Here is a 12,145-nt window from a genome sequence, read left to right as displayed (position 1 = left end):
TGGACCATCAACACTATTTGACAAAGTCCCCTTTTTTTCACAAGCTTGGCAGGATGATAGTTTAAAGAACTAAGTTAAAGAGTGCTGCAGAGATGATCCCGATAACGACGATCACTAACAAATTTTTAGAAATCATCGCAGAAATGATCGTTGGTAGTGACGCACATAGATTTAGATAATTGATGCCAGGTAGTTCGCCCGGATGTTGAATGAAGAGCTGTTGAAACCACAGGGCTGCCATGATAGTGATCGGAACGAAACTTAAAAACTCGATCACGGTCGGAGATAAGGTGAATCTTTTTAACAAAACAAAGGGTATTATCCGTGACAACCAAGTCACTAAACCTGTGGCAAAAATGGTCCAGAGAATAAAATTAATTGTGGGCATGTTTTAACGACACCCCCAGCATGCATCCTAGTAAGGTAACCACTAGGATCAAAAGGTTTCCAGGAATAAAGGCCATCCCAAAATAAGTTAAAAGTAAAACAAAAAGAATAACTTCTACTTGCAGTTTGATTTGTATCGTTTTGTCAGAAATGACCTGTAATATAGTAGACCAATGAACATGGCAGTAATTGCAAATTGAAAAACAAACTTATTGGGTTCTGTAATTAGTGAGCCTAATAAAGCTCCCATTCCTGTTCCTGTTAGCCAAGTTAAGTAAGCTGCTAAGTTAACTGTATTAAGCCAGGTAAAACCAAGTGTACGATTGGTGTAATTTAATTTGTTCATTCCCAAAGCGAAACTTTCGTCAGTTAAAAAAGTTCCCAGCAAAATATTTTTCCAAGTCGGTTCTTGTTTGAAGTAGGGACTAAGGGTTGTGCTCATTAACATCATGCGAGCGTTCACTAAGAATATTGAAAAAACGATCGATAGGAGTGGGCTATGATTGACTAGCATGGTGATCAACACAAATTGTGCTGAACCGGCATAGACAAACGTTGAGATCAGAAGTGTGATCAAAACAGATATCCCAGCAGCACGACTGACGATACCAAAAGCGATCCCGATCCCTATGTAACCCAACACGGTCGGCAGCACGTCATGTAGGGCGGAACGCGAAGTTAATTCAGAGTGCAAGAAAAGACCTCCTTTTAAATCAGAGCTGGTCAGGCAAAAGTTATGTTTAGTGCAACCTAATTTTAAAACAAGATGTGGCAAAGTACATAGCACTAACGAGCCCTGACTAGTATAAACAGAAATATTATCTAAGTTATGTTCAGCTATATGTAATGAATTTTGGCCAAAAAAATACTCAGCTAAACAACTATTTAAATTAACTTTTGATAAGTTCCTGCTAATAAGATTCTAATTTAAAAGGCAAAAAAAACAAGGCCTAAGTAGTAAAGAGCTAAACGGCTTGTACTAGATAACCTTGTTTAAACGGACTATTTTAAATGACTTTTTAAGATCCATTGGTCTTCAATTTCTGGGAGTTTAATTTCTACTCGATCCATAATGCCATGATATAAAGTGCGTTGGATAAAGACTGAAGCTACATCCAAGTCAAAATGGGGAAGAGTAAAAGTTAAGCCGCAACCCATATACCCCATTGAAACGATTCGGACATTGTCCAGTACTTCTAGAGTCTGCATGTTTTTATCCTCTTTGTAATAGGCATCCAGTTCTTTGTTTAAGCTGATCACTAATGGGTCTTCTGAATTTAGTTTTTTACGTGAGTCAAAACGGATCCCTGAAATTCCCTGGTCAAAACCGGTCCCACCATCATCAATGAATTTTTTTAACTGTTGGTAAACTTCATTGACGCCTTCTTTTTTAAAACCGGATCCAATGTATTCTGTCGCAACTTCATTAACGATCGCATCTTCGTCTGTGTTAATGATCTCATTGGCAACATCAATGATTTGTTTTAATGAAACGTCCTTCACAGGAATTCCTCCTTGTTTCTCACCTAATTTATGAAACTACTGTTATTATAACAAAAGATACGGACATGTCACTTAGTATTGTTTTTTCTAAAATTTGCCGAACCAATATTTAGAATAAATAACGTCAAATATGAGAAAATAAACCTAGGAAAAAAGAAGAGGGAATATGTAAATGAGTCTAAGAAATTATCGCCCAGTTATGACATCTAATTATACGCTGGATTGGTTAAATGCCTTTAAGTTAAAAGATATTCATGCAATGCGGGTTTCCAAGCTCGGCAACAAAGTTACTATGCTCCAAACAGCTTCATATGTAAATCAGTCTATGAGCGAAGTGATGCACGGAAATGCAGCTATATGGGGTGTGAAGGAAAATAAAACAGGGTACTTTGTTGGTATTTTAGCTTTACAAAACGTTGATCTTCAAGGGAGATCTGCTCGTATATCTGCTAGTTTTGTAGATGGTAATGAGCAAAAAAATATTTTAAGGGAGATCGTGGTGCATGTTATCAAAATGTTGCGCACGGACCTCAAGTTAAATTCTCTTTTTGTTGCCGAAAAAGCAGTGGCCGATTTTATGCCAGTTTTAGCAGAATTAAATTTTGAACGGGTAGAATATAGCGAAGAACCTACTCTAGCTAAATTTATGCTTTTTGTGCGGTAACGCTCGGTTTGTCACAGAAATTATTGTTACATGGATATGTGTGATATTGAGTACAACATGTTGAGCAAGGAATAATCTTTTGTGTTTATCGTGAAAGTGCTATTATTAAAGAGGATAAAGACAATAATAAAAAATGCCAGCTCATAAGGAGATGTTCTAATGGCCGACAGGGAAATGAAATTTCATAAAATATTAGTGGGGGTCGATGACTCACATGATGCTCAATTAGCATTTTATTATGCAGTTCGTTATGCAGCGGAAAACGACGCTGATCTATATATCGTCTCAGTTCTTGAAAGTGATGAAATGAATGTATACCAAGCGCTTGACGATGATTATATTCACGGAGAACGGAGCCAGCTAGAAAAGCACATCTTGGACTTTAAACAGCAGGCGTTGGATGCCGGAGTTAAGAATGTAACGACTTTGGTTGCAGAAGGTGATGCAGGTAAGACGATCGTTAAGGACGTGATCCCACATGTTCAGCCGGATCTTTTAATGATCGGCTCATATGATAAGCCGGGTATTGCTCGTCGTTTTGGGAGCCAAGCGGCTTATATGTCCAAATACGCTCCGTGTTCAGTATTGGTTATTAGATAGTTGCAAAATTATATTAAACAGAGGGTGCAATGGTTCATTCCTCTGTTTTTTGTTATTTTTTCAGATCTTCTTCTAGACAGAAAAAACTGCCGAGTTGCATTCTTTTACACTCGACAGTTCGAATATTTGAAATTAATAATAGCTAAATTTTTGGTCCATTCCAACCTACTACATCGCCATCTTCAAAGTCATAAGTCAGCTTTGTGTGATAAGCAGTTTCGTAAGCTTCTTTTTTCTGAAGGTAGTCCTGTTGCATCATTGCTAAACTATTTTCATCATTGTTTTTGTTTTGCTCTGGATAAATCGGTTTTAAAATATGAACTTTATAGTTGATCTGCTTGAACTGGTCATTGTCATTTTCTTCTTGTGGTACCATTTCTACGAAACAAGAAATTATTGGCACATTAAAGCGGGCAGCATAATAATAAGGACCGCGTTTGAAGGGGCGAGGTTTGCGATAATTGAACCACATCTCTTTTTCGGGATAAATCAAAACGTAATTGTTTTTTACAAAAATATTTTGCAATAAAGTCGGAAAAGTACGTCCCATATAGTGAATACTGCGACTGATCGGCAATGTGTCTGCATACTTTAAAAAGAAGCCGACCCAGCCGGTCATTTTAAAATTGGTTGGTTGACTGATAACAAAAAGTCTTTTATTGTTTACTTTCTTTAAAGCATAACGAATAGCAGTATTTTCTAAGGGGTTAAAATGGTTGCTGGTAACGATCGCACCGCCAATGATCCCCATGATATTTTGTGCTCCTGTGACAATAGTTTGCCGGTTAAGGATGTCCGTTGCTAAGGCCATGCCTTGCCGTGCGATCATGTTTTTAGAGTGATAACTGAGGGTTGCACGTTCGGCAATAAAGTCAGTTAACAGTTGTTGTTCTTCTTGTTCTGACATATTAGGATCGTTAACTTCTACTTTGCTGTTGAGTTGCCTTTTTTCAGCCAAGTCTTTGATGTTTTCAACGACCTTTGTTTTGTCTCCCCCCGATAATCATAAGCGTATCTGAACTCCTTTTGCAGCTTCATTTTTGAATGTGATCGGCAAGTCGGGAAATTCTCCCAATCGTTGGACTAAGAGATCCTTGTGTTTGGCATCATGTTCTGCCAGTTCAGGAGTTTTTTCATAATTTTCCTTGATTTGTTTGATCTCAGCAAGAAACTCTGAATCTTGCGCGTACTGCCAGAAAAGTTCACCATAAGGAACCTGATCGTAACACCATGGTTTACCAAATAAGTTATAGTGGATCACTACTGGTCTATCAACAGGGAGTGGATATTCTGTTTGATAATTCCACTTGTTTTCCAATAACAACATTTTTTCGTGGCAGATAGCGTTTAAATAGTCTTGATCAGGAGCAATCAGTTGGAAATGGAAATTGTTCATTAACTCCAAGAAATGAGTGCTGAAATGCTTAGCACGTAATTGCTCCAAGTTTAATAACAAAACGCCAGAGTTGAAGTATTTTTCATGAGCAACACCCACGGCTTTTTCAGCATAATAAGAAGCTTGTGGATCATGGCTGATAAATGCGTCAGGAATAACTCCCACTAACTGATCATCCAGTGGTAATTTATAGAGGTCTGCAATGTCTTGATCGATGACCACATCGGCATCCAGATAGATCCCTTTATCATATTGCGGGAACATGTCTGCGATAAAGAGCCTGTAGTAGATCGTTAGTGTTTGATAATCAGCCCGTAAAGTATTTTGATCTTTGCCTAAACGTTCATAAAGATCATCTTTTAGGGAAATGAATTCTAATTTAACATTACCTTGATCTGTTACGATCGCACTTAACTTTTGCTGATTTTCTAGTGAAAGAGTTTGGTATAAGACATGGATATGATAAAAGTTCTCAGTACTTGCATTAGCCACTAAGGAAAGCAATGCAACAGATAAGTAAGGGGCATATTTGTCATCGATACTAAAAAATAATGGGATCTCGGGTTGTGTGTTGTTCATAAGAGTTAATTTCTCTCTTTCATTTTAATTTTTTTCAGTCATGAATTTATTAGATTCAGCGAGTACGTCGTCATACTCATAAATCCCTAATTCATTGTGCAATAATTCGACTTGCCAGGGCTTAATGGTCCAGATCTTGAAATGCGGCAAGAATTTAAAACTAGTCGTAAAATGTTGAAATACTGTTTGATCTTTTAAACGATGCTGTTCGTTATATTTTGTTTCAGTAATGACCTTGGCGTGACACAAACGGTTTATGGCCGATTGGTCCGGCATAAACATCCGGGTGGTCCGGCATTTTCTGCGACATTTTTCAAATAGTCCGTCTGCTCTGATCTGCTTTAGATTTAGTAACAAGACGCCAGAGTTAATATAATCAAACAAGCGTAATTGACGGTGGAAGAACCACTTGCCATAATGATCCAATGAACCGGCGATCTCGCCCTCTGATAGGTCTTGCTCGTAGAAATCGCTAAAATCTTGGCGACACAAAACATCAGCATCTAAATATAGGATCTTATCTGGCAAATCAGGGAGTAAGTCTGAATATAAGCGCAGCATGCAATTAGGCGTAAAGGACGTATTCAAATTAGCCAATGGAAGTGAAGCGTCAAATAAATCAGTGATATCAAATTTTCGCACAGTATTTTGTGCATCGAATTTTTGCGCATATTCGTTCAGTTTTGTGATAAACGTATCACTGATCGGATAAAATATTTGTTTTTTTGTTTTTATTTTGGCAGTCAGAATATAGAAGTGTAGGGGCTGCTTAGTGTTTTTTAACACTGAGATAATTGAAATTGCCAAGCCCTCTTCAATGTGCTGATCACCACAATACATAATATTCATTGCTGATCTTTCCTTTGATATTTAATATATTTATAGGTACTGTACTGACTTCTTTTTTGCATGCAATTATGCACTTGTTCACTTAAAACTTGCTGACGTTCCTTTTGCTTTAGAACATCTGGGGCAAAAAATGGACCATCAAGAAAGCTAGTGATCTGTGGTTTTTTTCCCCAGCGCCGTTTTTGATATGTATTTGTCAAGCAATAAACTGGGGCATTATCTTTAGCAGGATAATGAAAGGAAGCTAATTCAAATGGACGAATGCCAGTATAATACGGCCAGACATGCGCTTCGGGATAAATCACTACACATCTGTTATTAGAGATCCTTTGGTGAACGACTTGATTGAAATCACGTAATTTACGTAATTGACTTGGGATCGGTAATCCGCCGCCGTAAGGTATCAGTTTTCCAATTACTGGAATACTTAGATTGGCAGGACTAACAATGATCGCTGGCCATTTTTTCTTTAAAACATAGTATGGGATCGCTGCATCGCCGATCGTTTGAGTATGGTTAACGTACAAATAGCAGCCTCTATCCAAAAGACTAGTTACTTCTTTGTAAGTTTCATGACGGTGTAAGTGCAAGTAAAATGGACAAAAAACATAACTGAATGCTCGGACTCCGTGACGAACTAACCAAGATTTTATCTTTGCACTTTGAGTGTCGCGCTGCCACTGATAGTCAGGTGGTAATGAAAAATTTTGATTTTGGGCTTGTATTATGTCTTCATCATAAGAGGTATAATAAAAAGTTTTTTCTTGCAAAATGATTCACCTTCTTGACTGCTCAGCTTGTAACGCATTGTATATATTACTGGTTATTCTTGCTAGATCTTGATCGGTATTGTACGTATTTTTTGGTAACAAGCGGAAGCGCAGGATAAAGTAACCAATTAACTGGGTCACAAATAGATAAAAAAGATTATCAAGGTCTTCGTTACCCTTTATTTCTGGGAAACGTTTAAAAAACTTTTGGATTCTGATAATAACTGGAAAATTACTATGGACCAGCATTTTTTTGATTTGCTCTTTAACAGTATCGTCTGTTAATAAAACGTTGATCAAGATATTTACAAGTTCATTATTATCTACCATGAATTTGAAGCGATCACGAGTCACAAAACTTAAAACGGCAAAAAGTCCCTGATCTTGGTGTTCTTTCAATATCTCATCTAACAGTTGAACGGTAAAACGAGGAACAATATTTTTAAATAGAGGTTCGAGGATCTTTTCCAACAATTTATGTTTACTGTGAAAATATTTAAAAAGCACTGCCTGACTGACGCCAGCTTTTTTGGCGATCTCATTAGTGCTCGTTTTATCATAACCATTTTCGGAGAATAGTGTGATAGCAGCATCAAGGACTTTTATTTGACTGCTGGGCATATTCTGTGTTTCATACCATTTATTTAACGCTTGAGTTGCTGAGAAGTTCATTGATGATCATTCCTCCTTTCAAATGGATGACAAGTAAGTTAGTGAGTGACTACTTACTAATTTTGTTTATTATAGCATGAATGAAAAATTGTACAACCTTATAGTAAATTTAATATTTTCCAGAAACACTTTAAGCAAATGATAAATTATTAAAAACTGTACTGTCCCATTAGCTTTTAATTCACCGGACCACTGAAAAAGTGTTATCTTAGTAATTGGTGTCAGATAAAGAATGGACTAATAAATTTAATCAGAACGGAGCACATTAAAATGATTTTACAGCGCAGAAATTTTTTGAATTTAGGTGAGTTGCAGCGTCAGATGGAACTATCAGGTTTGAATGACAGACTTGATAATGTGCAACGGTTTAGTCAAATCTATTTGTTACGGCGCTTGGCTTTAAAAGAAGTCGGAACTAAGTTAGAAAATTTAGATGACGAATATTCGGCTTTACATTTTCATAATCCGATCCATCATATGGAAGAGCGTATGAAAAATCCTGCAAGTTTGTTGGAAAAAATAGAACGTAAGGGTTATGGGATGACGATCGATTCTATTCAAGAAAATGTTTTTGATATTGCGGGTATCCGGGTGGTCACTAATTATATAGATGATATTCATCGTGTCGAAGATGCATTGGTCAATCAGGATGATATTACGGTAGTCAAACGAAAAGACTATATTACTAAGCCAAAATCCAATGGTTACCGGAGCCTGCATTTGGTGGTTTCTGTACCTGTTTTTCTAGCGGAGGGAGCACAAACGGCGCCAGTTGAGATTCAGATCAGGACGATCGGGATGGATATGTGGGCCAGTCTTGAGCATAAGTTGCGTTACAAAAATCATATCGATCCCGATAAAGCGCAGAAATATGCCGGACAATTAAAAGATACTGCAAGACAACTCAATCAGATCGAAGCTTCGATGCAGGGAATCTACCAAGATCTGTTGTGAGAATTTTAAATTATGAGATAAAAAATGCTGGTTTTGCCACGGAGTGTGGCAGAGATCAGCATTTTTTAGCGCTTAATCACTAGTCAGTTTTTTCAAAGCAATAAAAAACCTGCATCATCACGGGAAATAGTACCGTTTTGTTGCAGATCATTTTGTTTTTATTTTAAAATACCAACAGTTTGCAAGATCAAGTAAATGTTTAATGCTACAAGGATCACTGTGGCGATCCAAGCCAACCATTTGACCCAAGTTTTGATTTTAAATTCACCCATAATTTTTTTACTGCTTGTAAATAATACTAACGGAATAATGGCAAATGGAAGTGCGATACTCAAGAAAACCTGTGAAGAGGTCAATAAACTTTCAATTTTAGCTTCATTGCCATGGTAATAAAAGGCGAACCATAATTACAGGGGCAACTGAGATCAGACGGGTGATCAAACGCTGAGCCCATAAAGGCATGCGCAGATTGATGAAGCCTTCCATAATAATCTGACCTGACAAGGTTCCTGTAATAGTTGAACTTTGTCCTGAAGCTAAAAGAGCAACAGCAAATAACATACTTAACACAGGGCTAGCAATGCTTCCAACGATACTCGGATCGTTCAACGAATTGAACAGGTCAACGAAGCGCCCTAATTTACTATTAGTACCATAAAAAAGTGCTGCACCTAAGATCAACAGTAAACTATTAACAACAAAAGCAATTGTCAGCTGAATGTTGGAATCGATCGTACTGAACTTGATCGAACGGGTAACCGAGTCAGGATCAGAACGGTCGACTTCACGAGTTTGTGTGATCGATGATCCTAAGTAGAGATCATGGGGCATCACTGTCGCACCAACGATCCCAAGGGTGAGATAAAGCATCGACTTATTAGTGATGACTTCTTTAGTTGGTACATAGCCAGCCATGATCTCTGCAAAATGCGGCTCTGCTAGTAATACTTCATACAAGAATACGAACAAGATCACGGCGACTAATGTTGCAACGATAGCTTCAATCTTTCGAAAACCGAGTTTCATTAAAAACAATAACAGTAAAACATCAGCTGCTGTGATCACTATCCCGACGATCAAAGGAATCTTGAAGATCAATTTGAGGGCGATCGCGGAACCAATTATTTCTGCAATATCGGTGGCCATAATAGCTAATTCTGTGATGATCCATAAAATAAAGCCACCGGTTTTTGAAGTGTGTTCCCGTGTTAATTGAGCTAAATCTTTACCAGTAACGATCCCAAGCCTCGCTGACATAGCTTGCAACAACATAGCAATCAAACTGGAAATCAAAACAACGGTCAGAAGTGCATATTTGAACTGAGCACCACCAGCTATTGAGGTGATCCAATTACCTGGATCCATATAACCCACAGCGATCAAGATACCTGGACCGGTATAAGTTAGTAAAGTTCGCCAAAAGCCGGCATTTTTTGGAACTTTGATACTGCCATTAACTTCATCTAAACTCTTATTTTCTTCTGTGGTCTTACCTAAAAACTTATTATCCTTCTTTTCAATATCTTCTTGGACCATGAAAATCCCTCTTTTCTATTGGTTTAGAAATTCGGGCAACTTTTGAGTGATGGCTCATTAATTACCGTTTAAAGAATAGCAGTCTAGATTAGGCCTGTCAATCTTAATTTTTTGGAGAGCCAAACTTAAAATCTCAAAAACATCTTGTTGATACAAAAAAGCTCACACCATAGCAGCCATTTTGCTGACTTTATGATGCAAGCTTAATTAGTGAAAAATAAAAATGTTATTGCGCAGAATTTTTAATCAACAGTCTGTTACCAAATATTTACACGTTGCTCTTCAGGTAGATACATGCCATCACCAGGTTGAATATCAAAAGCAGTGTAGAAATCTATTAAGTTCTTTGGCTGGACGTTAGCCCGCAGTTCATTTGGTGAGTGGACATCAATACTTAAGAGTAGTTTTTCTCTTTCCAAAGATGATTTCATGCGCCAAATGCGCCCCCAATTGATAAAGAAAGCTTTAATATCTGCAGAATCTTCAGCCTTGGCTGCTTCCAAAGCACAGCTCAAACCGCCAGCATCTGCAATATTTTCTGAAACGACTAGTTTACCCTTAACTTTACCTGCCTTGGTCTCAAGCCCGTCAAATTGATCGATCTCGTCTTGAGCCAAAGCCTTGAAGTATTTCATGTCGTCAGCGGTCCACCAGTTATGCAAGTTGCCTAGTTCGTCAAACTGCGCGCCGTTATTATCGAAGGCATGCGAGATCTCATGTGCGATCACGGCACCGATCCCACCATAGTTTTCACTGGAGCTTTGCTCTAGTGAATAGAATGGAGCCTGCAAGATAGCGGCAGGAAAGACGATCACGTTAAACGATGGGTTGTAATAAGCATTGACCATGTGGGCTGGCATTTCCCAGCGAGTTCGGTTGACTTTTTTGCCCCAACGACTGAAATGATCTTCTAAAATGATATGAGTGAAACGTGCATCGTTATCATATAGGTTTTCGTCTTCGTTGACAGTAAATTTTTTGTAGAGTGGATCTAATTCATCTGGATAACCGACTTGGATTCCTAAAGTGTTTAATTTAGTGACAGCTTTTTTCTTAGTATCTTCGCTTAGCCAGTCATTTTCTGACAAACGTTTCTGGTAGACAGCAACCATCTTTTCGACCATTTTATGCACATCATTTTTAGCAGTTTCTCCAAAATATTTATGAGCATAATAAAGTCCCACGACCTGGTCGAATTGGCCAGTTGCAAAATAGTAAGTTGATTTCTTTTTGCTTTTTGGTTCTTTTGAACCAGATAAGGCACGACCATATTCTCCACCAATGATCCGTGCTTCATCACTCAGCACACTTGAAGCACCGACGAGACGTTTAACAAAGATCCAGTTTTTCATGTCGGCGAAAGTTTCATCACTAACTAAATCGTCCAAAACTTCATAAAATTTAGGCTCGCTGACGATCACCTGATCTGGTGTAGTCTTGATCAATTGTGTGGCATAGCTGGCCAAATCAATATTAGAACTTAATTTGGCAAAATCTTCAAATGAATATTTATTGTAATCTTTGGCGTAATCTGCACGTTCCGTACTGTCTTTTTCATGTGGTGCTAAACTGCGGTCAAATTTTAAGGCACCATCCAAGGTTTCCCGAGCAAATTCATCTGAATAACCGGCAAGTTTGAATAGTTTCAGGACCATTTGCGAATAAACCTGCAGCAAGGCCTCAGCCTGTTCGTTACCTTCCTCATAGTATGTTTTGTCTGGCAAGATCAGTGACGGCACTTCGGCGTTCAAAGCATAGTGCTGAGTATCTTTCATGTCTGGAGCTACATAAAGAGCCACTGGAGATGCATTGCCATCCATGGTAAGTTCATAAAGACTATCTTGCCAATCTTTAAGATCTTTGAGCTGGTCGATTTTATCAAGTGACTTTTTAACAGGTGTGAATCCTTGGGCATCGCGTTTGTCAAAGTCAGCGACGATGCGGTAGTACTTGATAAATTCTTGTAAGTATTTATCATCAGTGGTTTTGGAACCATCCAGAAATTTGTCGAAGTCACTCATTAAAGTTTCTTCGATGTTGTCTGCCAAGTCAGCAAAACCGCCAGTAGTAGGTTTATCGGCAGGAATCTTGGCTGTTTTTAACCATTCACCATTGACAGCTTGGTAAAGGTCATCTTTGAGTAAGTCAGTATTAATTGTATCGGACAAAATGTATACCTCCTATATTAAAAACAGAGCGGAGTGTGGCGTTTAGAAGGTGAGCACTAACAGACTT

The 12,145-nt window shown here is 38.1% G+C and carries 11 protein-coding genes and 2 pseudogenes; 3 read left to right on the top strand and 10 right to left on the bottom strand.

Going from position 1 to position 12,145, the window contains the following annotated elements:
• Positions 1-61: 61 nt before the first annotated feature.
• The 3 genes and pseudogenes from FC65_RS04950 to FC65_RS04940 all read right to left on the bottom strand — a co-directional run bounded on the left by FC65_RS04950 (position 62) and on the right by FC65_RS04940 (position 1,890).
• Positions 62-388, bottom strand: coding sequence for an AzlD domain-containing protein (locus tag FC65_RS04950; protein WP_056971783.1), 327 nt, complete (start codon positions 386-388; stop codon positions 62-64).
• Positions 375-1,081 (bottom strand): annotated as a pseudogene (locus FC65_RS04945) (AzlC family ABC transporter permease). Before FC65_RS04945 ends, FC65_RS04950 begins: the two are co-directional and overlap by 14 nt.
• A gap of 308 nt (positions 1,082-1,389) precedes the next feature.
• A complete protein-coding gene (locus FC65_RS04940; protein WP_056971782.1) occupies positions 1,390-1,890 on the bottom strand; it encodes a hypothetical protein in 501 nt (166 codons plus the stop codon).
• A 172-nt stretch (positions 1,891-2,062) separates the two neighbouring features.
• Between FC65_RS04940 and FC65_RS04935 the strand changes: the two genes are divergently transcribed.
• Together FC65_RS04935 and FC65_RS04930 are read left to right on the top strand one after the other, a co-directional pair.
• Entirely contained in the window at positions 2,063-2,554 is a 492-nt protein-coding gene (locus FC65_RS04935; protein ID WP_056971781.1) for a hypothetical protein, read from the top strand.
• A 159-nt stretch (positions 2,555-2,713) separates the two neighbouring features.
• Positions 2,714-3,154, top strand: a complete 441-nt coding sequence (locus FC65_RS04930) for a universal stress protein (protein WP_010497813.1) — start codon at positions 2,714-2,716, stop codon at positions 3,152-3,154.
• 142 nt (positions 3,155-3,296) lie between these two features.
• On the opposite strand, the gene FC65_RS04925 is transcribed toward FC65_RS04930, so the two are convergent.
• The 5 genes from FC65_RS04925 to FC65_RS04905 all read right to left on the bottom strand — a co-directional run bounded on the left by FC65_RS04925 (position 3,297) and on the right by FC65_RS04905 (position 7,420).
• Entirely contained in the window at positions 3,297-4,061 is a 765-nt protein-coding gene (locus FC65_RS04925; RefSeq protein WP_082618994.1) for a lysophospholipid acyltransferase family protein, read from the bottom strand.
• Between the two features lie 96 nt (positions 4,062-4,157).
• A complete protein-coding gene (locus FC65_RS04920; protein WP_056971779.1) occupies positions 4,158-5,129 on the bottom strand; it encodes a glycosyltransferase family 8 protein in 972 nt (323 codons plus the stop codon).
• 24 nt (positions 5,130-5,153) lie between these two features.
• On the bottom strand, positions 5,154-5,978 hold the full coding sequence (locus tag FC65_RS04915) for a glycosyltransferase family 8 protein (RefSeq protein WP_056971778.1): 825 nt from the start codon (positions 5,976-5,978) through the stop codon (positions 5,154-5,156).
• A complete protein-coding gene (locus tag FC65_RS04910; RefSeq protein ID WP_056971777.1) occupies positions 5,975-6,748 on the bottom strand; it encodes a lysophospholipid acyltransferase family protein in 774 nt (257 codons plus the stop codon). Before FC65_RS04910 ends, FC65_RS04915 begins: the two co-directional genes overlap by 4 nt.
• A gap of 6 nt (positions 6,749-6,754) precedes the next feature.
• Positions 6,755-7,420, bottom strand: coding sequence for a TetR/AcrR family transcriptional regulator (locus FC65_RS04905; RefSeq protein ID WP_056971776.1), 666 nt, complete (start codon positions 7,418-7,420; stop codon positions 6,755-6,757).
• Between the two features lie 270 nt (positions 7,421-7,690).
• Between FC65_RS04905 and FC65_RS04900 the strand changes: the two genes are divergently transcribed.
• Positions 7,691-8,374, top strand: a complete 684-nt coding sequence (locus FC65_RS04900; protein ID WP_056971775.1) for a GTP pyrophosphokinase — start codon at positions 7,691-7,693, stop codon at positions 8,372-8,374.
• 158 nt (positions 8,375-8,532) lie between these two features.
• On the opposite strand, the pseudogene FC65_RS04895 reads toward FC65_RS04900, so the two are convergent.
• Both FC65_RS04895 and FC65_RS04890 read right to left on the bottom strand, forming a co-directional pair.
• A pseudogene (locus FC65_RS04895) lies at positions 8,533-9,910 on the bottom strand (Nramp family divalent metal transporter).
• 257 nt (positions 9,911-10,167) lie between these two features.
• Positions 10,168-12,078, bottom strand: a complete 1,911-nt coding sequence (locus FC65_RS04890; RefSeq protein ID WP_056971774.1) for a M13 family metallopeptidase — start codon at positions 12,076-12,078, stop codon at positions 10,168-10,170.
• Between the last annotated feature and the right edge of the window lie 67 nt (positions 12,079-12,145).

This window comes from Ligilactobacillus acidipiscis DSM 15836, assembly GCF_001435755.1.
Classification (GTDB): domain Bacteria; phylum Bacillota; class Bacilli; order Lactobacillales; family Lactobacillaceae; genus Ligilactobacillus; species Ligilactobacillus acidipiscis.
This window is presented reverse-complemented; position numbering and strand designations above follow the sequence as displayed.

Coding starts and splice junctions, on each gene's coding strand:
- FC65_RS04935 (WP_056971781.1), top strand. CDS start 2,063: ATGAGTCTAAGAAATTATCGCCCAGTTATGACATCTAATTATACGCTG.
- FC65_RS04950 (WP_056971783.1), bottom strand. CDS start 388: ATGCCCACAATTAATTTTATTCTCTGGACCATTTTTGCCACAGGTTTA.
- FC65_RS04920 (WP_056971779.1), bottom strand. CDS start 5,129: ATGAACAACACACAACCCGAGATCCCATTATTTTTTAGTATCGATGAC.
- FC65_RS04925 (WP_082618994.1), bottom strand. CDS start 4,061: ATGTCAGAACAAGAAGAACAACAACTGTTAACTGACTTTATTGCCGAA.
- FC65_RS04900 (WP_056971775.1), top strand. CDS start 7,691: ATGATTTTACAGCGCAGAAATTTTTTGAATTTAGGTGAGTTGCAGCGT.
- FC65_RS04905 (WP_056971776.1), bottom strand. CDS start 7,420: ATGAACTTCTCAGCAACTCAAGCGTTAAATAAATGGTATGAAACACAG.
- FC65_RS04915 (WP_056971778.1), bottom strand. CDS start 5,978: ATGAATATTATGTATTGTGGTGATCAGCACATTGAAGAGGGCTTGGCA.
- FC65_RS04930 (WP_010497813.1), top strand. CDS start 2,714: ATGGCCGACAGGGAAATGAAATTTCATAAAATATTAGTGGGGGTCGAT.